General features: G+C 59.3%; 23 protein-coding genes. 11 read left to right on the top strand and 12 right to left on the bottom strand.

The genetic code is table 11. The features are described 5' to 3' along the window. Positions 1–25: 25 nt before the first annotated feature. The 6 genes from M2433_RS22080 to nudI all read left to right on the top strand — a co-directional run bounded on the left by M2433_RS22080 (position 26) and on the right by nudI (position 6,187). On the top strand, positions 26–1,429 hold the full coding sequence (locus M2433_RS22080) for a TolC family outer membrane protein (protein WP_429057648.1): 1,404 nt from the start codon (positions 26–28) through the stop codon (positions 1,427–1,429). Beyond that, positions 1,426–3,624: a type I secretion system permease/ATPase gene (locus M2433_RS22075; RefSeq protein WP_429057650.1), complete on the top strand. Its 2,199-nt coding sequence runs from the start codon at positions 1,426–1,428 to the stop codon at positions 3,622–3,624. The genes M2433_RS22080 and M2433_RS22075 overlap by 4 nt, the downstream gene beginning before the upstream one ends. A gap of 10 nt (positions 3,625–3,634) precedes the next feature. Further along, on the top strand, positions 3,635–4,804 hold the full coding sequence (locus M2433_RS22070; protein WP_085930317.1) for an HlyD family efflux transporter periplasmic adaptor subunit: 1,170 nt from the start codon (positions 3,635–3,637) through the stop codon (positions 4,802–4,804). A gap of 254 nt (positions 4,805–5,058) precedes the next feature. Beyond that, entirely contained in the window at positions 5,059–5,358 is a 300-nt protein-coding gene (locus M2433_RS22065; RefSeq protein WP_429057652.1) for a type II toxin-antitoxin system RelE/ParE family toxin, read from the top strand. Between the two features lie 10 nt (positions 5,359–5,368). After that, the gene (locus M2433_RS22060; protein WP_429057653.1) at positions 5,369–5,716 is read left to right on the top strand and encodes a HigA family addiction module antitoxin; all 348 of its coding nucleotides are present in this window, start codon (positions 5,369–5,371) and stop codon (positions 5,714–5,716) included. A gap of 45 nt (positions 5,717–5,761) precedes the next feature. After that, complete coding sequence (gene nudI, locus M2433_RS22055) at positions 5,762–6,187, top strand: nucleoside triphosphatase NudI (RefSeq protein ID WP_429057655.1); 426 nt, start codon at positions 5,762–5,764, stop codon at positions 6,185–6,187. Between the two features lie 2 nt (positions 6,188–6,189). Here the strand turns inward: nudI and M2433_RS22050 are convergent, their stop codons facing one another. From M2433_RS22050 to M2433_RS22040, 3 genes are all read right to left on the bottom strand, one after another. After that, positions 6,190–6,699: a DUF6622 family protein gene (locus tag M2433_RS22050; RefSeq protein WP_429057656.1), complete on the bottom strand. Its 510-nt coding sequence runs from the start codon at positions 6,697–6,699 to the stop codon at positions 6,190–6,192. A gap of 85 nt (positions 6,700–6,784) precedes the next feature. Next, on the bottom strand, positions 6,785–7,966 hold the full coding sequence (locus M2433_RS22045; RefSeq protein WP_429057658.1) for a PLP-dependent aminotransferase family protein: 1,182 nt from the start codon (positions 7,964–7,966) through the stop codon (positions 6,785–6,787). A 20-nt stretch (positions 7,967–7,986) separates the two neighbouring features. Next, a complete protein-coding gene (locus M2433_RS22040) occupies positions 7,987–8,874 on the bottom strand; it encodes a LysR family transcriptional regulator (RefSeq protein WP_429057660.1) in 888 nt (295 codons plus the stop codon). Between the two features lie 97 nt (positions 8,875–8,971). Here M2433_RS22040 and M2433_RS22035 point away from each other — a divergent pair, with 97 nt between their 5' ends. Further along, positions 8,972–9,574, top strand: a complete 603-nt coding sequence (locus M2433_RS22035; RefSeq protein WP_429057662.1) for a short chain dehydrogenase — start codon at positions 8,972–8,974, stop codon at positions 9,572–9,574. Here the strand turns inward: M2433_RS22035 and M2433_RS22030 are convergent. The 7 genes from M2433_RS22030 to M2433_RS22000 all read right to left on the bottom strand — a co-directional run bounded on the left by M2433_RS22030 (position 9,571) and on the right by M2433_RS22000 (position 17,971). After that, positions 9,571–10,302: a class I SAM-dependent methyltransferase gene (locus M2433_RS22030; protein ID WP_429057664.1), complete on the bottom strand. Its 732-nt coding sequence runs from the start codon at positions 10,300–10,302 to the stop codon at positions 9,571–9,573. The two genes, M2433_RS22035 and M2433_RS22030, sit on opposite strands and share 4 nt — an antisense overlap. A 100-nt stretch (positions 10,303–10,402) precedes the next feature. Then, positions 10,403–11,782, bottom strand: coding sequence for an amidohydrolase family protein (locus tag M2433_RS22025; RefSeq protein WP_429057665.1), 1,380 nt, complete (start codon positions 11,780–11,782; stop codon positions 10,403–10,405). A 1-nt stretch (position 11,783) separates the two neighbouring features. Continuing rightward, positions 11,784–12,740 (bottom strand): carbamate kinase family protein, encoded by a 957-nt coding sequence (locus M2433_RS22020; protein WP_429057667.1) that lies wholly within the window; start codon positions 12,738–12,740, stop codon positions 11,784–11,786. Continuing rightward, the gene (locus tag M2433_RS22015; protein ID WP_429057668.1) at positions 12,737–14,290 is read right to left on the bottom strand and encodes a xanthine permease; all 1,554 of its coding nucleotides are present in this window, start codon (positions 14,288–14,290) and stop codon (positions 12,737–12,739) included. The genes M2433_RS22020 and M2433_RS22015 overlap by 4 nt, the downstream gene beginning before the upstream one ends. A gap of 11 nt (positions 14,291–14,301) precedes the next feature. Further along, a complete protein-coding gene (locus M2433_RS22010; RefSeq protein ID WP_429057670.1) occupies positions 14,302–15,717 on the bottom strand; it encodes a DUF1116 domain-containing protein in 1,416 nt (471 codons plus the stop codon). Further along, positions 15,717–17,258 (bottom strand): acyl-CoA synthetase FdrA, encoded by a 1,542-nt coding sequence (gene fdrA, locus M2433_RS22005; RefSeq protein ID WP_429057672.1) that lies wholly within the window; start codon positions 17,256–17,258, stop codon positions 15,717–15,719. The genes M2433_RS22010 and fdrA overlap by 1 nt, the downstream gene beginning before the upstream one ends. Before the next feature lie 107 nt (positions 17,259–17,365). Beyond that, a complete protein-coding gene (locus M2433_RS22000; RefSeq protein ID WP_429057674.1) occupies positions 17,366–17,971 on the bottom strand; it encodes an ankyrin repeat domain-containing protein in 606 nt (201 codons plus the stop codon). A gap of 320 nt (positions 17,972–18,291) precedes the next feature. Here M2433_RS22000 and M2433_RS21995 point away from each other — a divergent pair, with 320 nt between their 5' ends. After that, complete coding sequence (locus M2433_RS21995) at positions 18,292–19,221, top strand: LysR substrate-binding domain-containing protein (RefSeq protein WP_429057676.1); 930 nt, start codon at positions 18,292–18,294, stop codon at positions 19,219–19,221. Here the strand turns inward: M2433_RS21995 and M2433_RS21990 are convergent. Then, positions 19,218–19,376, bottom strand: coding sequence for a YqaE/Pmp3 family membrane protein (locus tag M2433_RS21990; protein WP_059312464.1), 159 nt, complete (start codon positions 19,374–19,376; stop codon positions 19,218–19,220). The genes M2433_RS21995 and M2433_RS21990 overlap by 4 nt on opposite strands. A 179-nt stretch (positions 19,377–19,555) precedes the next feature. Here M2433_RS21990 and M2433_RS21985 point away from each other — a divergent pair, with 179 nt between their 5' ends. The 3 genes from M2433_RS21985 (at position 19,556) to M2433_RS21975 (ending at position 20,645) form a co-directional block, all read left to right on the top strand. Further along, the gene (locus M2433_RS21985) at positions 19,556–19,855 is read left to right on the top strand and encodes an ArsR/SmtB family transcription factor (RefSeq protein ID WP_429057677.1); all 300 of its coding nucleotides are present in this window, start codon (positions 19,556–19,558) and stop codon (positions 19,853–19,855) included. Between the two features lie 9 nt (positions 19,856–19,864). Beyond that, the gene (locus M2433_RS21980) at positions 19,865–20,386 is read left to right on the top strand and encodes a rhodanese family protein (RefSeq protein ID WP_429057678.1); all 522 of its coding nucleotides are present in this window, start codon (positions 19,865–19,867) and stop codon (positions 20,384–20,386) included. Between the two features lie 79 nt (positions 20,387–20,465). Beyond that, on the top strand, positions 20,466–20,645 hold the full coding sequence (locus M2433_RS21975) for a hypothetical protein (RefSeq protein WP_047348092.1): 180 nt from the start codon (positions 20,466–20,468) through the stop codon (positions 20,643–20,645). A 38-nt stretch (positions 20,646–20,683) separates the two neighbouring features. Here the strand turns inward: M2433_RS21975 and stpA are convergent, their stop codons facing one another. Further along, positions 20,684–21,088, bottom strand: coding sequence for a DNA-binding protein StpA (gene stpA, locus M2433_RS21970; protein ID WP_047348091.1), 405 nt, complete (start codon positions 21,086–21,088; stop codon positions 20,684–20,686). Positions 21,089–21,303 lie beyond the last annotated feature (215 nt).

Genomic DNA, 21,303 nt, shown 5'->3' with positions numbered 1-21,303 from the left:
GTACTTATTTTATTAGGGACATGACATGGGAATGAAGATGCCTTACTGGTGGCTCTCGTGCTGCCTGATATCTATGCCCGCTCTCTGCGCGAACCCGGCGGCAACGATCAATACCGGACAGCTTCGCGAAACGCAGGAACTCCCCTCGCTCAACGGCCGCGTGGCCCCGGTGGCCGGCAAAGCCGCTCCCGGCTCGTTACAGCTTGGCGACGCCGTCAACCGCGCCGTTACCTGGCACCCGGCCATCAGTGAAGCGGTGGGAAAACTGTACCAGCAGAGCGAAGAGGTTGACGTCGCTAAATCAAAATACTATCCGCAGATTAATGCCGGCGTGGACAACGGTTACTCCCACGACGGCGACCAGAACGGCTTTACGCCGTCGCTGGTGCTTTCTCTCTCGCAAATGCTCTACGACTTCGGCAAGGTGGCAAGCCAGGTGCGCGCCGAGAGCGCCGGCGTGGCCCAGCAGCAGGCCAACGTGCTGGTGAGCATTGACACCATCGCCCACGATACCGCCATCGCCATGGTGCAGGTGCAAACGTGGCAGCAGATGGTCGATACCGCCAAAGAGCAGCTTGAGGCCCTCTCCTCCATCGGCACGCTGACCCGCCAGCGTAATGACGAAGGGGCCACCTCGCTCTCTGACGTGGTGCAGACCGATGCCCGTATCGAAGGCGCGCGCGCCCAGCTGATGCAGTACCAGGCCAGCCTGGACAGCGCCCGCGCCACGCTGATGAGCTTTCTCGGCTGGAACAGCCTGAACGCGATCAGCAATGATTTCCCACAGAAGCTGGGCCGGAGCTGCGACATCGCCGAGCCGGATGACCGTCTGGTTCCCGCGGTACTCGCCGCCTGGGCGCAGGCTAACGTCGCCCAGGCTAACCTCGACTACGCCGACGCGCAGATGACGCCAACCGTCTCGCTGGAGCCGGAGGTGCGCCACTACATGAACGATCGCTATGCGGGCAGCGACACGCGGGATCGCACCCAGTATTCCGCATGGGTAAAAGTGCAGATGCCGCTCTATCAGGGCGGCGGCCTCACCGCCCGGCGTAACGCCGCCGGACACGCGGTGGAAGCGGCGCAGTCCACCATTCAGCGCACGCGTCTTGACGTCCGCCAGAAACTGCTTGAAGCCCGCAGCCAGGTGATGAGCCTGCAAAGCACGCTGCAAATTCAGGGCCGCCAGGAGGCGCTCAGCGCCCGCACCCGCGAACTCTACCAGCAGCAGTATCTCGATCTCGGCTCGCGTCCGCTGCTCGACGTACTCAACGCCGAGCAGGAGGTCTACCAGGCGCGCTTCACCCAGCAGCAGACCCTCGGTCAGCTGCACCAGCTGCAGCTCAACTGCCTTTATAACACCGGGCAACTGCGTCACGCGTTCGACCTTGATAACCGCACCATTCAGACCGTGGAGATCCAGCCATGAAGCAGCGTGATATCCCGCAAGGTGAAAACATGACGGATGAGGCCCTGGTCCAGTGGGCGCAGGCCTTTGGCTTTGTCGCCACGCGTTACCGCGTCTCTTGCTCTCCCGGCGCGCTGCTGGCGGGTGCACCGTGGCTGAAGGGTAAACCGATGGTACCCGCCCTCACCCAGCTGGCACGCGAGGCGGGGCTGTCGTTTCAGCTGCTTACTGCCGGCCAGGAGGCGATCAACAGCTGGCGTCTGCCGGTGGTAGTGGCGATGGACGACGGCAGGATCGGCGTGATCGCACACTTTGACGGCGACGATACCCTTGAGGTCAGCTTCTTTGACGACCAGACCTACACCAACCGCCTGTCGATGACGGCGATGCTGCCCGCCATCCGCCACGTTATTGCCCTGCGTCCACTCGCCGCGCTGAAGGACAGCCGCGTCGACGCCTACATCTCTAAATACCGCCCGGACTGGCTCTACCGGCTGGTGATGCGCGACCTGCGTCCCTACAGCTGGGTGATGCTCGCCGCGCTGTTTATCAACGTGTTGTCGCTCTCCGGGATCGTCTTTTCCATGCAGGTGTACGACCGGGTGATCCCCGCCCAGTCCTACCCGACGCTTTACGTCCTGACCATCGGGGTGCTCATCGCCACCCTGTTTGGCTTCGTGCTGCGCGTGGCGCGCGGGCACATTATGGATCTGCTGGGCAAGCGCTCGGACATGCGCGTTTCGGATCGCGTATTCGGCCACGCGCTGCGGCTGCGCAACAGCGCTATTCCCCGCTCCACCGGCAGCTTTATCTCCCAGCTTCGCGAGCTGGAGCAGATCCGCGAGATGGTGACCTCGTCCACCATCTCGACGATTGTCGACCTGCCCTTCTTTTTACTGTTCGTGGTGGTGCTGGCGATCATCGCTCCGCAGCTGGCGTGGATCGCGCCGGTGGCGGCGGTGATCATGGTTCTGCCCGGCCTGCTGCTGCAGAAAAAGCTGGCGGAACTGGCGAAGCAGTCAGCCCATGAATCAACCCTGCGCAACGCGGTGCTGGTGGAGAGCGTTCAGGGGCTGGAGGACATCAAGCTGATGCAGGCGGAAAACCGCTTTTTGCAGCAGTGGAACAGCTATATCCAGATCACCGCGGAATCCGGCCTGCGCACCCGCGAGCTGACGCAGAACCTGATCAGCTGGGGGATGACCATCCAGAGCCTGGTCTACGCCGCCGTGATCGTGGTCGGCGCGCCGATGGTGATTGACGGCACCCTGACCACCGGTTCGGTGGTTGCCGCGTCGATGCTGGCCTCCCGCATGATCGCCCCGATGGCGACGCTCTGCGGCGTGCTGGCCCGCTGGCAGCAGGTCAAAGCGGCAAAAGAGGGGCTGGACAGCATCATGCAGCTTCCCACCGAGAACCAGCGCGAGGAGACGCCAATTCGCCAGGACGTGCTGCGCGGGCACTATCTCTTTGAACAGGCGCAGTTCCGCTATCACCCGGAGGATCCGCGCATGGCGCTGCGTATTAACCGTCTGGAGATCCGGCCCGGCGAAAAAGTGGCGATCCTCGGGCGCAACGGCGCCGGGAAATCGACCCTGCTGCAGGCCTTGGCGGGCGGAATGGATCTGGCGGCCGGCGAGCTGCGGCTCGACGGCTTCAGCCTGCCGCATCTCGACGTCGCCGACGTCCGGCGCAACGTCGGCTTTATGACCCAGAACGCGCGGCTGTTTTACGGCACCCTGCGCGAAAACATTACCCTCGGCATGCCGCGCGCCACCGACGAAGAGATTTTCGAGACGCTGGAGATGACCGGCGCGGCGGGCTTCGTGCAGAAGCTGCCCAAGGGGCTTGACTACCCGATCATGGAAAACGGCGTGGGGCTTTCCGGCGGGCAGCGCCAGTCGATTCTGCTGGCGCGCATGCTCCTGCGCGATCCGAATATCGTGCTGATGGATGAACCCACCGCCTCGCTGGACGAGCACACCGAGCGGGAGTTCATCCAGCGGCTGGGCGACTGGCTCGGCCATCGCACCCTGATCGTCGCCACCCACCGCGTACCGGTGCTGGAGCTGGTGGAGCGGGTGGTGGTGCTCAAGGAGGGCATGCTGGTGATGGACGCGCCAAAAGCGCAGGCGCTGAACAACAGCCGCATGCAGCAACAGCAGCAGCAGGCAGCAACCGGACGGGAGTGGAAAAATGAAAATCAGTCAGCGTGACGTTGCCGCAATGGACGATCTGGATAACGCCCTCGACTCCGAAAGCGGCTATACCGGCGCGAGACGGATCGTGATCTTCTCGCTGCTGATGTTCGTGGTGCTGGGCGTCTGGGCGTGGTTTGGCGTGCTGGATGAGGTTTCAACCGGCTCAGGTAAGGTGATCCCCAGCTCGCGCGAGCAGGTGTTACAGTCGCTGGACGGCGGGATCCTCACCGAGCTGAACGTCCACGAGGGCGATCAGGTGCAGGCCGGACAGGTGCTGGCGCGGCTCGATCCGACGCGTTCCGAATCGAACGTCGGCGAAAGCGCGGCGCGCTACCGCGCTTCACTGGCCTCCAGCGCCCGCCTGTACGCCGAGGTGAACGATCTGCCGCTGAAGTTCCCCCCTTCGCTGGCAAAATGGCCGGATCTGATTGCCGACGAAACGCGGCTCTACAACTCGCGGCGCGCGCAGCTGGAGGATACCCAGCGGGAGCTGCGCGCCGCGCTCGATCTCGCCAATAAGGAGCTGGCCATCACCCAGCGGCTGGTAAAAACCGGGGCCGCCAGCCACGTGGAGGTCCTGCGCCTGCAGCGGCAGAAAAGCGATCTGGAGCTGAAGCTCACCGACGTGCGCTCGCAGTATTACGTCCAGGCGCGCGAGGCGCTCTCCAAGGCCAACGCGGAAGTCGATATGGTCTCCGCCATCCTCAAAGGCCGCCAGGACTCCGTCACCCGCCTGACGGTGAAATCCCCGGTGCGCGGGATCGTGAAAAACATCAAGGTCACCACCATCGGCGGCGTGATCCCGCCCAACGGCGAACTGATGGAGATTGTGCCGGTGGACGATCATCTGCTGATTGAAACCCGCCTGTCCCCGCGCGACATCGCCTTTATCCACCCGAACCAAGAGGCGCTGGTCAAAATCACCGCCTACGATTACGCCATTTACGGCGGGCTGCACGGGGTGGTCGAGACGATATCTCCGGACACCATCCAGGACGAAGCCAAGCCGGAGGTGTTCTATTATCGGGTGTTTATCCGCACCAGCCAGGACTACCTGGTGAATAAGGCCGGCAGGCACTTCTCAATTGTGCCAGGGATGATTGCGACGGTGGACATTAAGACCGGAGAAAAAACGGTGCTGGATTATATGATTAAGCCGTTTAACCGGGCGAAGGAGGCGCTGAGGGAGCGTTGAGCCTGGAGTGCCGGGTGGCGGCTTCGCCTTACCCGGCCTACGTTCCCGTAGGTACGCGCAAGCGCAGCGCCGCCGGGCATTAAACCGCACGCCAGAAGCGGAATCCACCTCGAAGAATTTACCTTTAGTCATGCATCCCACTTCCCTTCAGCCATCATCAGGGTAATATTACCCGCAGACAAGAATGCACTTGCGCACAGTGCAAGAGTGCACTACTATTCACTCAGCTTCATGGACTGGAGCTCACCAGCATTATGATTAATCATTTTCGGGATCAATGGCTTGAGGATTTTTTTCTTTACGGTAGAACGAGCAATGTTATCCCTTCAAATCTGGAGACAGCGCTTGCGAGAAAGCTCGATATCATCAACGCAGCGACCTCGCACCGGGATTTGCGATCGCCACCGGGCAATAGGTATGAAGCATTGAATCCTCCGCTGAAGGGATATTCCTCAATCCGGGTAAACAGGCAATACAGGCTCGTGTTTCTCTGGACAGAGGGTAAAGCAGACGATCTCTACCTCTCTCCACACAGGTACACGCAACACAAGTGAGGCATCACCTATGGCACTTCAACAGGCACTCCGCAAACCCACCACGCCGGGCGACGTGTTGCAGTACGAGTATCTTGAACCGCTCAATCTGAAAATCAGCGATCTGGCGGAGATGCTTAATGTACACCGCAATACCATCAGCGCGCTGGTCAATAACAATCGCAAACTTACTGCCGATATGGCGATAAAACTGGCAAAAGCCTTTGATACCACTATTGAATTTTGGCTGAACCTACAGCTGAACGTCGATATCTGGGAAGCGCAATCTAACTCCCGGACACAGGAAGAGTTAAGCCGTATAAAGACCGTTGCGGAAGTCATGGCTAAGCGAAAATCTGGCCAGCCGGATGTTGCCTGATTCGGCACAAAATTTACCTACTCAATACTTTTTCAGGAAGAAATCATGCGCCAACGAACCATTGTCTGCCCCATCATCCAGAACGACGGTGCCTACCTGCTGTGTAAAATGGCCGACGATCGCGGCGTGTTCCCCGGCCAGTGGGCTCTCTCCGGCGGCGGAATGGAGCCGGGCGAAACCATGGAACAGGCATTGCGCCGTGAGATCCGCGAAGAGCTTGGCGAAGCGCTGGAGATCGCCTCGGTCACGCCGTGGGCTTTTCGCGATGACATCAGGGTCAAAACCTACGCCGATGGCACCACAGAGGAGATTTACATGATCTATCTGATCTTCGACTGCATCAGCGCCAACCGGGAAGTCACGTTTAATGAAGAGTTTCAGGAGATCGCCTGGGTTAATCCGGAATCGTTAAAAGCGCTGGATCTCAACGAAGCCACGCGCATTACCTTCACGCAAAAAGGGCTGCTGTAAATTCAGGCCTGAACCCGGGCGTTATACACCCCAACATAGCGCGCAAATTTCCCGATAAAGACGCCAGCAAATACGCCGCCGGAGACGATCGCCACCGCGCTCATGGCGGGCTGCTGCATCGTCTGGGGAGAGACCGCGCTCATCACGCCCAGCACATACTTCACCCCGAATGCCAGCATCATAAACGGCAGCGCGGTGTAGTCGGCCTGGCGGTAAAGGCTGCGCGGCGCCTCCGCGCGGGTGATAACCGCCTGCTTGATCAGGAAATACCCCAGCGCTGCGCCGGCGAAGATCCCCGCCGTCCACAATGCGACCATCCCGGGAGTCAGCGTGCGATAGACTACCAGATCGTAGATATCCCAGATAAGAAAGATGCCCGGAATAATGGCAAGCCGCTCCAGCGTAACGGTGGCGGGCCGACGGGCTTTGATGCCGCGGGAGATAAGGAAAATAAACAGCACCCACACCCAGGCGGGCGTGTGCGTAACGACACCGAACAGAAATTCAAACATGGAGATCACCATGAACGATTGCGGCCCGTGCCGCCCTGAACGCGTATTGCGCATAACGGCCGGAACGCCATTATGCGCAGGTCTTTTACAGCGATTTTTTCAGGCGACGAACCGCTTCTTTGAGCTCTTCATCCGTTGGCGTGACAAACGACATGCGCAGCGTCGAATGGTCTGGCTCGTTGCAGTAGAAAAATTCGCCCGGCACAAATACTACGCCGTTACTTAACGTCTTTTCCAGCCAGCGCGTGGTATTACTGCCATTTTTCATCTTCGCCCACAGGAACATGCCGCCCTTCGGCTTGTGGAACGACATCACATCGCCCAGCTCGGCTTCCAGTTCCGTGGCGAACGTCTGGTACTTCTGGCGATAGGCTGCGCGGATCGTTTTGATCTGATCGGCCAGGCGGCCGGTCTTCAGGTATTCGTACGTCATCAGCTGCGACAGCGTGCTGGTGTGCAGATCGGTAGTTTGCTTAAGGTTCACCACCGCGCGCTTCAGCCATTCCGGCACCAGCACCCAGCCTACGCGCGTGCCCGGCGCAAGAATTTTAGAGAAGGTTGAGGTATACACCACGTTCTCTTCGTTGCCGATATCTTTGGCATGGGCAATTAACGGGCGGAAGACTTCATCGGTATAGTTAATTTCACTGTACGGATCGTCTTCGACGATCACGAAGTCATGGCGCTTCGAGAGTTCCACCAGCTGTTTACGACGCGCCTCAGAAAGCGTCACGCCGCCAGGGTTACCAAAGGTTGGAACGATATACACCGCTTTAATGGCTTTTTTGGCCACCAGCGCGTCGAGCTCGTCGACGTTCATTCCGTCGCCATCGGTGCCAACGGATTCAAAATTCGCCTGCGCCAGGCCAAATACCTGCAGCGCGGCAAGATAAGTTGGACGCTCAACGACAACGGTATCGCCCGGGTTAATCAATGCGCGCGCCAGCACGTCGAGCGATTGCTGCGAACCGGAGGTCACGACCACGTCATCCGCCTTGCAGCGGATCCCGCGCCCTTCACAGATGCGCTGAATCTCTTCACGCAGCCCCGGCACACCTTCGGTCAGACCGTACTGAAAGGCCTCTCCAAAATGCTGTGATAATACGGCATCAGCGGCAATTTTCAGGCCTTCGCGATCGAACAAGGCCGGGTTAGGAATGCCCCCACCCAGCGAAATGACGCCGGCCATTTTGCTGTGTTTTAATAATTCACGGATGGCAGATGATTGCAGGCCCTGCGCGCTGCTGGCGAGTTTATTCACAGACATTCTTTGCTTACCTTCTTTTTTTATATTGTGCCCAATCTTAGCAGAAGATGGGCGATAAATTCCGTAAGCTTAGGGAGCTGTCGTAAATCCTGACGCCACAGCAGGTGCACGGGTCTCGGCGCCGGAATGTACTCCTCCAGCACCCGCACCAGCCTGCCGCTTTCCAGATCTTCCGCCACCAGCACTTCCGGCTGCAGCAGCAGCCCCGCCCCGGCTCTTGCGGCCATCCGCAGCCCATAGCCGTCGTTGCATCTTAAGACCGCATCCCGCTTCCAGCGCACCTCGCCTTCGACGCCCGGCAGCCGCCACTCGTTGCGTGCGGTCCACACGCTGTGGGACAGGCAGAGATGATCCACCAGATCGGCAGGGGTTCGCGGCGTACCGTAGCGCGCCAGGTAGTCCGGTGCGGCGCAGATCACCATCCGGTAAGGGCAGAGGTATTTCGCCACCAGATCGTCGTTGTGAATGTCGCCAATGCGAATGGCCAGATCGATGCCCTCCTCCACCAGATCCACCATCCGGTTGGTCAGATCCAGCTCAACGCGCACGTCCGGGTAGCGTTGTAAAAACGTGGCGGTGAGCGGCGCGATGGCGCTGCCGCCAAACGAGGTGGGCGCCGTCACCCGCAGGGTACCGGACGGCGCGGCGCGCAGGCGTTCAACTGCGCTTTCGGCAATCGCCACCTGCTCCAGCACCCGCTTCGCCTCGTCGTAATAGACTCGCCCGGCGTCGGTCAGGCTCTGACGACGCGTGTTGCGCTCCAGCAGGCGGGTGCCTAGCTGAGACTCCAGCAGCGCAACGTACTTCCCCACCATCACCGCCGACATCTCCAGCCGCGACGCCGCGCCGGTAAAGCTGCCGCTTTCCACCACGGCAATAAAGGTCTCCATACTGCGAAGCTTATCCATATTCCAAACCTCTGGTTAGCAATCTTCTAACTTTAGCTCAGTTTATCTGCATTTTAATTTACTAAAGAATGAAGGCTCACAACATGAGGAGTCGGCTATGAAAATCGTCATTATTGGTGCCAGCGGTACGGTTGGTCGTGCAGTAGCGGAAGAGTTGGGTCGTCGTCACGAGGTCATCCGCGTCGGCCGCACGCAGGGGGACTATCAGGTGGATATCACCTCGCAGGCGAGCGTCCAGGCGCTGTTTGAGAAAATCGGCCCGGTAGATGCCATTGTCTCCGCCAGCGGCGGCCTTTACTTTGGCCCGCTCGCGACCATGAAGGACAGCGACTTCAATCAGGGCCTGCAGGATAAGCTGCTGGGGCAGGTGCGCCTGGCGCTGACCGGCCAGCATTACCTGAACGAGGGCGGCTCAATCACCCTGATTAGCGGCATCGTGGCGCACGAGCCGATTGCCCAGGGCGTGAATGCCACCACGGTGAATGCCGCGCTGGAAGGGTTTGTTCGCGCCGCGGCCTGTGAACTGCCGCGCGGGATCCGCATCAACCTGATTAGCCCGACGGTGCTCACCGAATCCGTTGAAACCTACGACGGATTCTTCCCGGGGTTTGAAAGCGTTCCTGCGGCAACCGTGGCGAACGCCTATCGCCGCAGCGTGGAGGGCGTGCAGAGCGGGCGGGTGTATAAGGTCGGGTATTAGGCCTTACGGGCGGCGATCAACGCCAGCATCGGGCGTTCCGCCTCTTCGGCCAGCGCGGGCCAGGCGTCAATCTGCGCCTGCGTTGGTCCCCACTCGTTGACTTCACTTATGGTTAACCCGGCCCTGATGAGCGCGTTAAGCGTGGTGCCCAGCGTGCGGTGATACTTGATCACCCCGTCTGCCAGCCAGTTGCTGACGCGCTTGCCTTCGTCCTGATAGTGATTCACCCCCCAAAACCGCTCGCCGTTATCGTCGGTCAGCCAGCCCTGACGCGTGGCGCTGGTGTAAATGGGGTGCTCCATCGAAAAGACCAGGCTGCCGCCGGGCTTGAGCGCGCGCTGAATCCTGGCAAAGAGCGTGTCCAGCTCCGGCAGGTAGTGCAGCGCCAGGGAGCTATAGACCAGATCGAGGCTGTTCTCGTTAAGCGCCAGCGATTCGAGATCGCTACGCTGGTAATGGATCCGGGCGTCATGCGTCAGCTCCGCCGCGCGGGCGAGCATCTTTTCCGAGATGTCCACGCCGGTTACCTCAGACGCGCCCATTTTACGCGCGGCGCGGCAGAACCAGCCGTAGCCGCAGCCGAGATCGACAACCGACTTACCGGTGAGATCGGGCAGCATGTTTTTCAGCGCGGGCCACTCCGGCGCGCCGTCCAGCCCCTGTACCGAGCGCGGAAGCTGGGCGTAGCCTTCGAAAAACGCCGGGTTGTCGTAGATGTTTTGTGCCATGGCAGATCCCTCTTTAAGAATGTGACTCCCAGTATAAAGCATTCCCTGCGGCCTGATGCCCTCACCCCCCCTCTCCCACAGGGAGAGGGAGAAATGCACGTCAACCCACAACGCCCCAGACGAGATTGCCCTTATGGAACGTCGCGGTACGCGGGGAGATGCGCGCCACGGCTTCGGCGGAACAGGAGGCGTCCACCAGCACAAAGCTCGCGTCGTCCTGCGCTTTGGGCCACACGCGTTCGCCCTTGTCGTTCAGCGGCAGCACGTCGCCGGTGGCAATGCCTAATGCGCGGGAAAGGGTCTGCTCGTTCGGGCGGATGTAGAGCTGGGCATAAAGATTGGCTTTTTCCAGCATGTCCCCCAGGCCGTACGGCGACCAGTGGTCGATCACGCTGTCGGTGCCGGTCATCACAAACACGCCCTTATCGCGCAGCTGCTTCAGCGGCATATGCAGCGTGCCAATCGGCACGGTGGAGGCGATGGTCACCTGCTGCGCCGCCATGCGGGTGGCGATCTCATCCACCTGCTGTTCGTTGAGCGTTGCCAGCGCGAAGGCGTGGCTGATGGTCAGCTTGCCCTTCAGCGCCGGCGTTTTCTCCACGGTTTCCACCATGTAGTTCACCGCCGCCACGCCCGCCGGGCTGGTTTCGTGCAGGTGAATGTCCACCCCTTTACCGTAGTCCAGCGCAATCTGGAACATCAGATCGAGGGATTTCTCCATCGCGCCATCGACGTTCGTCGGATCGAGTCCGCCCACGTAGTGCGCCCCGGCCTGCATCGCCTCGCGCATCAGTTTTTCTGAGTTTGAGAGCAGCAGCCCGTGCTGCGGGAAAGCGACGATTTCACAGTCAAAGCCGGGCTTGCGGCGCGATAAAACCGCCTGCAGATTTTCCAGATTCTTCAGGCCGGAGGTCGGCTCGATATTGCAGTGGCTGCGGGCGATGGTGGAACCTTTCGACTGGATCAGGTCGATCAGCTTTTCCGCCCGCTCCTGGGTATACGGCTGCAGCTCCGGCAGCATTTTTTGCTCGAGGCGGATCATGTCCTGAATGGTGGTGCCCGCCGGACGGTTCAGGGAACGCCACGGACCACCGTAAAAGGTTTTATCCAGGTGGATGTGCATATCGCGCATCGCCGGAAGCATCAGCTTGCCGCCCGCGTCATAGTGCGGCAGCGTGGCGTCCGCGTGGTTTTTATTGTCGCGCAGGGCGACGATCTTCCCGTCTTTGATTTCGAGCGTTTTCAGCTCGGTGCGGGTGCTTGTCGCCACGCTGCCCTCAACGTTAAACCCGGCTTCGAGCAGCACGTTGTCCAGATAGTAATGCTTAGCGGTGATGTTCATCGGTTTGCCAGTCTCGCAGGTTGGCTTTGCGGAGCCAGCAGCATACGCGACGGATCCGGTCGCGCCAAACAGCGCGCAGGCGGTGACCATTTTGCCGCTCTGGCTGATGAATTCGCGGCGGCTTTTATTTTCACTCATCTTATCTTCCTTCATTAACGATATGGGTACCGGTTTCCCCGCGCAGCGCCGCGGGCAGGCAGTCCGGCGAGGTGATAATCACGCGCTTGCCGCCGTGGTGTAAAAACGCCAGCGAGGCGACGATTTTGGGCAGCATGCTGCCCGCCGGGAAATGGCCCTCTTCCATGTAGCGCGCCATCTGCGCCACGGTTACGGTGTCAAGCGCCTGCTGGTTCGGCTTGCCGAAGTTGACGCACACCTTCTCCACCCCGGTGGTGATCACCAGCACGTCGGCACGGATCTCGCGCGCCAGCAGCGCGGTGGAGAGATCTTTATCAATCACCGCATCAACGCTCTGGTAATCGCCCTGCGCCGAGCGCACAACGGGGATCCCGCCGCCACCCGCGCCGATCACCACAAAGCCTTTTTGCGTCAGCGTCTTGATGGCGTCGGCCTCAACGATGCGCAGCGGTTGGGGTGAAGCCACCACGCGGCGATAGCCCCGACCGGAGTCTTCTACGAAATGCCAGTCCGGATGGGCGATTTGTAGTTCATCCCGCTGCGCCTCGCTGAAGAACGCGCCGATCGGTTTCGTCGGATGCGTAAAGCCGGGATCGTTTTTATCCACCTCAACCTGCGTGACGACCGTGACCGCTTTTTTCCCGCCGCGCGCGGCCAGGCGGTTGTTCAGCGCCTGCTGGATCAGGTAGCCGATCCCGCCCTGGGTGTCCGCGACGCAGTTTGCCAGCGGCGTCAGCGGGAGCCCTTCCCGTTCGTGGGCGATTTCGGCGCGGCGCAGATCCAGCCCCACCTGGGGGCCGTTGCCGTGGGTGAGCACGATGTCATAGTCAGAGGCCAGCATTTCCAGCACCGACTCTGCCACCGCTTTAACCGCCTGCGCCTGATGCTCTACCGACTGGCTGGCGTTGTCTTTGATAATGCTGTTGCCGCCAATGGCGACGACCATAAGCTCTTTCATACGTTTTCCTTCGCAACAGTACCCGGCTCAGCGCTCGCCACTTCCCGGCTGTCGAGAACATGCTTCACCACAAACATGCTGCCCATCATCAGATACGCGGTCACGAACATCAGCGAGCTGCCTTCGGCAAAGCCCACCACCGGGGCGTGGATCACGCCAAACAGCGCCAGCAGCGCCCCAACGGCGGCGGCAATCGCGCCCCGCAGCGGCTTGTTGATGATGGCAAAGATGGCGATGCAGCCCCACAGCATGCTGGCGAGCGGCGCGCCGTTGCCGAGATGCATCAGCCCTTCGTAGTAGATCCCTTTGCTGTGCAGCACGTCGGTGCCGATTTTCCCCGCGCTGGTGCCTGCGGCGCTCATTACACTGTTCATCATGGTCAGCGCCCAGTTGGCGATCCACGGGAACAGGCAGATGAAGATAACGGGCACCTCCACTTTGGGCGTTTCCCTCACCACCTGGTTGGCCGTCACGACGCCGATAAACACCAGAATCGGCACGATGGCGGTCATCGGTATGATGGCGAGCATAAACGCCCCCAGCCCGAACAGCGGCACGATGAACATGGTGACGCCGGAGGCCAGCGTGTAGCCGATGCTCGCGCCCATCGCTTTCCAGCCTGGGTGGCCGACGTAGACCGTCACCGGGAACGGGTTGCCCATCAGGCAGCCGAGCATGGAGGCCAGACCGTTCGCCAGCATCACCTTGCGCGTCGGGTATTCATCCCCCGCCGCGTGGGCGCTTTCGATGTTCTCCAGGTCAAAGATGTAGTTTGCCAGGCCCAGTGGAACCGCCGAGGCAAGATACGGCAGCGCGTGCGGCAGCCCCTGCAGGAAGCCCTCTACGTGCACCTGCGGCGGGTTAAAGCCGAAGGATGACATGGACGCTTTAATCGCTTCCGGGCTTTGCAGACCAGAGATCCACGCCAGGGCCGTGCCGGCAATCAGCAGCAGCAGACCGGTGGGAATTCTGGCGAAAATCGGCTTTTTGCCGAACCAGTTGATGAAGATCAGCAGCAGGACGATGAACGACACGGTGGGCGCTTCGAACGCCTGCAGCATCGGGTTCATCGCCAGCAGCAGCAGGCCCAGGCCGGAGAGGCACGACAGCAGCACGGTGCGCGGGATCATTTTGCGGATGGTCTCACCCAGGAACGAACCGCCCGCCAGGATCATCGCCTCAACAAAGCACCACACCAGGCCAATCTGAATGGCGAACTCCGCATCGCCCGTTTGCTGATACACCGGCATCAGCACCAGGAAGGTCACGGTAAAAATTGACGGCGCGCTGGGGCCGGACGGCAGCGCGGTGACATCCGTGCGCCCGGTCTGGCGCGCCATCTGCATGCCGAACCAGGCGTAGCAAATACTTGCGGCCAGCACCGCCAGCCCGAAGGCCGGCGCGATGCGTCCATAAACAATCTCCTTCGGGATGCCGACGACAAAAATGAGCAGCCCCATCATGGTCAGCAAATTGGTCAGGTTGTTGGTCATCAACCCGAAATAGGCCGCCCAGTCACCTCTTTTCCACTCCAGTTTCATGTTTTTCATGGATGCTTGCCTTATAAAAAGTAGCGATCGCGGAAGGTCAACAGCGCCTTTTCAAAACAGCCAAACGGCGGGTGAACAATGCCCGCCCCAATCATGCCGATGCCCGCATCTTTATGGGCAATGGCTGTGTTAATCACTGGCAGAATGCCGGTGCCGGCGACTTTAGTAATGTCGATGGCGGTCGGGATCCCCATAAACGAGAGCAGCGGAATGGTGACGTTCGGGTTTTCGCCGAGGGTGATTTCGCGCATCTGGCGGGAGAAGTCGATGGCTTCCTCGACCGTGCCGCCCACCAGGGCGACAATTGCCGGGGCCGTTGCCATCGCAAAGCCGCCGATGCCGTAGGTTTCGGTAATCGCGCTGTCGCCAATGTCCAGCCCGGAATCTTCCGGCTTATAACCCGCGAACATCGGGCCAATCACCTGCTGCGCCGGGCCGGTAAACCACTGCCCCGGCAGGCCGGAGATGCGCAGGCCAAACTCGTAGCCGTTGCGCGCCATGGTGGTGACGACGGTGCTGTACTCAATGCCGTGAGCGGCATCCAGCGCGGCCTTACACATCGCCATCCACGTCGGGCCGGAGAAGTAGTCGCTGCTGGCGACAAACTCAAACACCTCGCGTTGCTGCTCAACCGGATAGCCCGCCTGAATCAGCCCCGGCGTCAGCGCCTGGATCAGCAGCGTGGTGCCCGCGTTGTTGCGGTTGTGGCACTCGTCGCCCATGTGCAGCGCCTGGGCCAGCATCAGGCGCAGGTCGATTTCGCCGATAATCTTCATGGCGTCGCGCAGCATCGGGCCGAGCACGTCGCGCATCCAGTTCAGACGGTCGATAACGCTCTGGTCGTTGGCGCCCATGCGCAGGATCTTCGCCATCTGCTCGCTGAGGTTGGTGAACGCGCGGTTGCCGTAGGTTTTGTTCTCAACGATATGCATGAACATCGACGCGGAGGTGACGCCCGCCATCGAGCCCACGCAGTCATGCTCGTGGCACGGCGAGAACGTAATATCTCCTGAGGCGGCGAGCCTTGTCGCATCGTCCAGATCTTTCGCCAGCCCTTCAAACACCAGCGCCCCGGTGACCGCACCCTTCATTGCCCCGCACATGTTCTCCCAGGAGACGGGCGGACCGGCGTGCAGAATGGTGGTGCGGGTCATCCCCGGCACAACGTTAATCGCCTGGTCATAGCCCACCAGCACCGGATGAGACTGAATAATGCGCTCAAGCGCAAGCTTGTTGGCGGCGGCGATCTTCTCCACCAGCGGTTTTTCGGCCAGCTGGTCGAGCGCCCCGACGACCTGCATATTGCCCTGCCCCGGCGGCGTCCAGTCGAGCTGGGTGACGGGAACGTGCTGTTTTTTGAGATCGTCGCTGAACATCGCAATGCCGACGTTAATCACGTTCAGCGGCTGGTTAAATAAGGTCGTCATTATGCTTTCTCCCCTTTGCAGACAAATTCACGAGCCAGTAATCCGGTGTTGGTGCTGCTGCTGGCCCAAATCACGCCGGCATCGGTGAGCAGCTGGCACTGCTGCGCCAGCGACTGCGGATCCTGGTCGGTGCCGAGCACGTAGCCGAGAATTTCCAGTGGACGGTTATCCGCCTTCGCAATCGCCTGCGCCTCTTTGATGGCGTCGAGCATCACCCCTACAGGGTCCTCGTGCGCGCCGAAGCCCAGCACGAAGTCCATCACAATCACCCCAACTTCCGGGTCGTGCGCCTCCTGCAGCAGGCGGCTGATGCGGTTGGTCGGGTCGATCATCGGGTGCGGCTTGCCGTTGGTGAAATCGTCATCGCCAAAGTCGAGGAAGGTATGGGCCTGGCTGACGCTGATGTCTTTCAGCCGTTTAGTCGGATCCGGCTGGATGTTGCTATAAACGTCGTCGAACTTCGCAAGCGCCGCGAACATCGCCTCGTCGCACAGCGTGCCGCCGCAGAACAGGCCGCGAATGTACTTCTGCTGCGGGGTCAGGCGGGCGCGCACCTCTTCAATCAACGGCCAGTTGAGTGGGTGCAGGTCCAGGGACTCTTTTTTGATGCCGGTAAGCAGGACGGCTTTCAGCGCAGCCTCTTTGGTGCCGCGGGCAAACTGCAGGCCGTCTTCATCCGCCGGCGGTTCGCTGCGGCCGAGGAAGCAGACAACCACGGGCTTGCGACAGGCGCGCGCGCGGGCCAGCACTTTTTCGGCAACGGCGGGCGCAGGCGGCTTGGAGATAAGTGCAATGACCTGGGTCTCCTCGTCGGCTTCGAGCATGTCGATGGCGTCGAGCATCATCAGGCCGCCAATTTTCTCGCTGAGATCGCGCCCGCCGGAGCCAATCAGCTGCGACACGCCGCCGCCGAACTCATGGATGCGCACGCTCAGCTCCTGACTGCCGGTGCCCGATGCGCCGACGATGCCAATCGGCCCGCGGCGCACCGCGTTGGCGAAGCACAGCCCCGCGCCGTTGATAATGGCGGTGCCGCAGTCCGGCCCCATCATCAGCAGCCCTTTCTGGTGCGCGAGCTGCTTCAGCGCCAGCTCGTCGTCGAGCGACACGTTATCGGAAAAGAGCATCACGTTAAGATCGTTTTCCAGCGCCTGACGCGCTTCACGCGCGGCGAAGGTACCGTTCACCGAAATGACCGCGAGGTTGGCGTCAGGACGATGATTTTTGGCGCTGGCAATCGTGGCGTAGCGCGCTTCATGGGATCCGGTGCTCTCTTTACGGGTGAACAGCGCTTCGATGGCCGCCAGCGTTTCATCATTCGCCGCGTCGCCTTTAATCACGATCATCAGGTCGCCGTTTTTGGCTTCGGCTAATTCCGGCGTTAATAGCCCGAGGTTTTTTAAAACGCCTTTATTCATTTCCGTCGCCATCGCCACAAACGCCTGCTCGACGCCCGGTAATTTATTGGCTTTGGTGGAAACGGACATTAATGATACAGAGTCGAAATAGGTATTCTTTTTAATCACAATTTTCGTTGGCATTATTTTCTCCTGAAAGCGGATAAAAGGGGGCCGCCGTCGTGCAAAATGCACGTCGGTAAAAATGCTTTTTAAATTAGCGGCCAGCCGGACGCGGCTGGCCGATTACTTTACGCGCCCGCCGCCAGCAGCAGGTCGGCTATCGCATCGAAGCCTTTTTCCCGCGCCAGCTCGAGCGGGGTTTTGCCGTATTTATCGGTCATGTGCGGGTTCGCACCGTGATCCAGCAGCAGCTTCACGATCGCCTGCTGCTTCGCGCCGCCGTCGTTTAACACGATGGCTTCCAGCAGCGGCGTCCAGCCGACAAAGTTGGTGTGGTTAACGTTAATGTCGGTTTTTTCCAGCAGCTCGCGCACAATCTCCACGTGCCCTTTTTCACTGGCAGGGGTAATGCCCACGCCGCCAAAGCGCGTCAAGCGGTCAAGATCCGGGTTTGCCGGAAGCACGAGGCGCAGCAGGGTAATATCGTTGGTCAGGCAGCTAATCAGGAAGGGGTTAAAGCAGGTCTGGTCCTGTTTATCAATATCCGCACCGGCGGCAATTAATAGCTCCACGCAGGCATAATGCTTTTTCAGGCTGGCAATAATAACCGCCGTTCTTTTCTGGCGGTTGGTGGCGTTAATATCCACGCCTTTCTCCAGACAGGCTTTTAGCGCATCGCTATTGCCCTTTTCTGCCGCCAGCAGAAATTCAGTAACGAGTTCAGTTTCAGACATATTCAGACTCCGATTTTTTTATTTCTGTTGACCTGAGAATAGCAACAGCCTGGTCATAAAAGAATCCGCTTAAAAATGATTCATCGACAGTCAATTCATTGTTGAGTTAAATTCAATAAACCGGTTAAAACGTGCGTCCGTGCAACCTTTTTCTTATGTTTAACCGCGTTTTAGCGCGCGAAGCTGCATTATGCTTATGCCTGACGAAGCCTTACCGAGTGCGGCCTGCAGCAAATAGTCAGAACTGTGACCGGCTTCAAATGCGTTGTAACATCGTTGTTAAAATATGTTCAAAACTGATGGCTCAAGGGAGCAGCGATATGAATTCCATCTTTACCGAAGAGAACCTGCTGGCCTTTACCACCGCCGCACGCTTCGGCAGCTTCAGCAAGGCGGCGACCGAGCTTGGGGTCACTACCTCGGCCATCAGTTACACCATCAAGCGGATGGAAACCGGGCTGGACGTGGTGCTGTTTGTGCGCAACACGCGCAGCATCGAGCTGACCGAGTCCGGCTTTTACTTTTACCGCAAAGCGACCGACCTGCTAAACGACTTCCATGCCATCAAGCGCGGGATTGATACCATTTCGCAGGGCATTGAGGCGCGGGTGCGCATCTGTATCAATCAGCTTTTATACACCCCACGCCATACCGCGCGGCTGCTGCAGGTGTTGAAAAAACAGTTTCCGACCTGCCAGATCACCGTCACTACCGAGGTGTATAACGGCGTCTGGGACTCCATCATTAACAACCAGGCCAATATCGCGATTGGCGCGCCGGACACGCTGCTCGACGGCGGCGGGATTGATTACACCGAGATCGGCGCCATCCGCTGGGTGTTCGCCATCGCGCCGGAACACCCGCTCGCCTTCGTCCCGGAACCGATAGCGGAGAGCCAGCTGCGCCTGTACCCCAACATCATGGTGGAAGATACCGCACACACGATTAATAAGAAGGTCGGCTGGCTGCTGCACGGACAGGAGGCCATTCTGGTGCCGGACTTTAACACCAAATGCCAGTGCCAGATCCTGGGGGAAGGGATAGGTTTTTTACCGGAATATATGACGCGCGAGGCAGTGGAAGACGGGCTACTGGTAACGCGGCGGATTAATAACCCGCGTCAGGATTCGCGCATGCTGCTCGCCACGCAGCATGCCGCGACCGGTCAGGTCACGCGGTGGATCAAACAGCAGTTTGGCCCAGCGGGCGTGCTGACCGATATCTATAGCGATTTACTGTGGCGCGCTTAGCTTTTGCTCTGTACCCAAAACGCGTGAATGAGGCCGGGGAAGTAGCCCAGCAGCGTCAGAAGAATGTTGATAATAAACGCCCAGCCAAGCCCTTTGCCCAACAGCACGCCCAGCGGCGGTATGAGGATCGTAAAAACAATGCGCCAAAATCCCATATAAAAACTCCGTGCAAGCTAATCCATTGAAAATCATCAAGAGAACTCTCTAAGCATAGCCCGTTTACCCGTCTGTACCAGTCCCGAACCTCGCGTTTACCCTCTTTTACGCTTTTGACGCTGGTTTAAAGCGATAGATTAGTTTAGAATTTGCTTAATTAAGGAAACACTAAACTACCATGACTGAACTTGAACAACTCCAGGCCAGCGCCGAGCAGGCCGCCGCACTCTTAAAAGCAATGAGCAACCCGCGTCGGCTGCTGATCCTCTGCACGCTGTGCGGTGCCCCCGGCACCAGCGCGGGGGACCTGGCGCGTGCGACGGGGCTTAGCGCGTCCGCTACGTCGCAGCACCTGGCGCGCATGCGTGAGGAAGGCCTTATCGACAGCACCCGCGACGCGCAGCGCATTCTTTATTTCATTAAAAACGATGCGGTGCATCAGCTTATCAGCACCCTGAAAACCCTTTATTGTCCGTAAGGAGCCGCCATGTCACTTCCTCTTCTTTCCCCGCGCCAGGCCAGCGCCCGCGTCGCTGAAGGCGCCAGACTGATTGATATCCGCGATGCCGACGAGTACGCCCGCGAGCATATTCCCGTCGCGCAGTCCGTGCCGCTGGATACTCTGCCCGGGGGGCTTAAAACGCACGCAGGTGAAACGGTGATTTTTCACTGCCAGTCCGGCGCCCGGACCTCGGGGAATGCCGATCGCCTTGCACAGGCTGCCGCGCCCGCTCAGGCTTTTGTGGTCGAGGGTGGCATTCAGGGCTGGAAGCAAGCCGGGCTACAGATCGTCGAAGATAAATCCCAGCCGCTGCCGCTGATGCGTCAGGTGCAAATTGCCGCCGGGATGCTCATTCTCTGCGGCGTGGTACTGGGCTATAGCGTCTCCAGCGGCTTTTTCCTGCTCAGCGGTTTCGTGGGGGCCGGACTGCTGCTCGCGGGTGTGACGGGTTTTTGCGGTATGGCGCGGCTGCTCAAGGTGATGCCCTGGAACCGGCGTACCTCATAAGCAGTAAACGGTGAATTACGCTGTACCCGCCGTCGTACGTGGGCTAAGGTGAAGATCGCTAAAACGAAGAGGAGGTAATATGTTTTCTGTCGGTGATTATGTACAACCGCGCAAAGGCGGCCCAAAGCTGAAGGTGCTCGAAGTGAATGGTGACAGCATTGTGGCGGTACAGGCCAGCAATGAGCAAGGCGAGAAATATACTCTGAAAGCTGCCGATCTGGCACCGTATACCGAAGACGGTGATTTCGGCGTCTGCTGAACAGACAGCCGGGCGGAATATTCCGCCCGGTTCACGCATTAGATCAGAAAATCATCCAGTGATTTACCGTTTGCCAGCGCGCTGGCAATAGGCTTCGGCGTGCGGCCCTGGCCGGTCCACGTTTTCTCTTCACCGTTCTGGTCAATAAAGCGATATTTGGCTTCACGCGGCTTGCGTTTTTTCGCTGGCTTGCCCGCCTGCGCCAGTTCAGTGCCCAGCAGGTCATTCGGTGAAATACCGTCGGCTTTCATCAGCTCCAGCAGGGCGTTAATTTTCTCCTGCTGCTCAGCGCGCTGCTGCTCTAATTCCGCCAGTTCACTACGTTTCTCTTCGGCAACGACCCTGACCTTTTCCAGCATTTCCTCAAGAACGTCCAGGGATAATTCGCGCGCCATGGCCCGCAGAGTTCGGATATTATTAAGATTCTGTAACGTCAAAGACATATTATTTGAAAACCTTTTCTTTAGGGTAAATAGATAAATCGCCGACAGAATAATTCATTTCTGTTTAAATATCTACCCGCGTTGCCGTACGCCCCTACTGTTAATAAGATTAAATATCGCCGGTAATATTATCTTATGACGCCTGCGGGATACGCCCGATTTCAATGCTCACAACAATATAAAGGGTTAACTTTAATCCAAATTTCAGCGTCCTG

The sequence above is a fragment of the Enterobacter sp. AC1 genome (assembly GCF_050434705.1).
GTDB classification, from domain to species: domain Bacteria; phylum Pseudomonadota; class Gammaproteobacteria; order Enterobacterales; family Enterobacteriaceae; genus Enterobacter; species Enterobacter cloacae_L.
The sequence above is the reverse complement of the archived record's forward strand: the minus strand, read 5'-3'. Positions and strand labels throughout refer to the sequence as shown.

What these genes read in the sequence shown, in the direction of transcription:
- M2433_RS22050 (WP_429057656.1), bottom strand. Translation starts at nt 6,699, where the DNA reads ATGTTTGAATTTCTGTTCGGTGTCGTTACGCACACGCCCGCCTGGGTG.
- M2433_RS22015 (WP_429057668.1), bottom strand. Translation starts at nt 14,290, where the DNA reads ATGAAAAACATGAAACTGGAGTGGAAAAGAGGTGACTGGGCGGCCTAT.
- M2433_RS22080 (WP_429057648.1), top strand. Translation starts at nt 26, where the DNA reads ATGGGAATGAAGATGCCTTACTGGTGGCTCTCGTGCTGCCTGATATCT.
- fdrA (WP_429057672.1), bottom strand. Translation starts at nt 17,258, where the DNA reads ATGCCAACGAAAATTGTGATTAAAAAGAATACCTATTTCGACTCTGTA.
- M2433_RS22020 (WP_429057667.1), bottom strand. Translation starts at nt 12,740, where the DNA reads ATGAAAGAGCTTATGGTCGTCGCCATTGGCGGCAACAGCATTATCAAA.
- M2433_RS21980 (WP_429057678.1), top strand. Translation starts at nt 19,865, where the DNA reads ATGTCACTTCCTCTTCTTTCCCCGCGCCAGGCCAGCGCCCGCGTCGCT.
- M2433_RS22000 (WP_429057674.1), bottom strand. Translation starts at nt 17,971, where the DNA reads ATGTCTGAAACTGAACTCGTTACTGAATTTCTGCTGGCGGCAGAAAAG.
- M2433_RS22040 (WP_429057660.1), bottom strand. Translation starts at nt 8,874, where the DNA reads ATGGATAAGCTTCGCAGTATGGAGACCTTTATTGCCGTGGTGGAAAGC.
- M2433_RS21985 (WP_429057677.1), top strand. Translation starts at nt 19,556, where the DNA reads ATGACTGAACTTGAACAACTCCAGGCCAGCGCCGAGCAGGCCGCCGCA.
- M2433_RS21995 (WP_429057676.1), top strand. Translation starts at nt 18,292, where the DNA reads ATGAATTCCATCTTTACCGAAGAGAACCTGCTGGCCTTTACCACCGCC.
- M2433_RS22010 (WP_429057670.1), bottom strand. Translation starts at nt 15,717, where the DNA reads ATGACGACCTTATTTAACCAGCCGCTGAACGTGATTAACGTCGGCATT.
- M2433_RS22070 (WP_085930317.1), top strand. Translation starts at nt 3,635, where the DNA reads ATGGACGATCTGGATAACGCCCTCGACTCCGAAAGCGGCTATACCGGC.
- nudI (WP_429057655.1), top strand. Translation starts at nt 5,762, where the DNA reads ATGCGCCAACGAACCATTGTCTGCCCCATCATCCAGAACGACGGTGCC.
- stpA (WP_047348091.1), bottom strand. Translation starts at nt 21,088, where the DNA reads ATGTCTTTGACGTTACAGAATCTTAATAATATCCGAACTCTGCGGGCC.
- M2433_RS22025 (WP_429057665.1), bottom strand. Translation starts at nt 11,782, where the DNA reads ATGAGTGAAAATAAAAGCCGCCGCGAATTCATCAGCCAGAGCGGCAAA.
- M2433_RS21975 (WP_047348092.1), top strand. Translation starts at nt 20,466, where the DNA reads ATGTTTTCTGTCGGTGATTATGTACAACCGCGCAAAGGCGGCCCAAAG.
- M2433_RS22045 (WP_429057658.1), bottom strand. Translation starts at nt 7,966, where the DNA reads ATGTCTGTGAATAAACTCGCCAGCAGCGCGCAGGGCCTGCAATCATCT.
- M2433_RS22060 (WP_429057653.1), top strand. Translation starts at nt 5,369, where the DNA reads ATGGCACTTCAACAGGCACTCCGCAAACCCACCACGCCGGGCGACGTG.
- M2433_RS22075 (WP_429057650.1), top strand. Translation starts at nt 1,426, where the DNA reads ATGAAGCAGCGTGATATCCCGCAAGGTGAAAACATGACGGATGAGGCC.
- M2433_RS22030 (WP_429057664.1), bottom strand. Translation starts at nt 10,302, where the DNA reads ATGGCACAAAACATCTACGACAACCCGGCGTTTTTCGAAGGCTACGCC.
- M2433_RS22035 (WP_429057662.1), top strand. Translation starts at nt 8,972, where the DNA reads ATGAAAATCGTCATTATTGGTGCCAGCGGTACGGTTGGTCGTGCAGTA.
- M2433_RS21990 (WP_059312464.1), bottom strand. Translation starts at nt 19,376, where the DNA reads ATGGGATTTTGGCGCATTGTTTTTACGATCCTCATACCGCCGCTGGGC.
- M2433_RS22065 (WP_429057652.1), top strand. Translation starts at nt 5,059, where the DNA reads ATGATTAATCATTTTCGGGATCAATGGCTTGAGGATTTTTTTCTTTAC.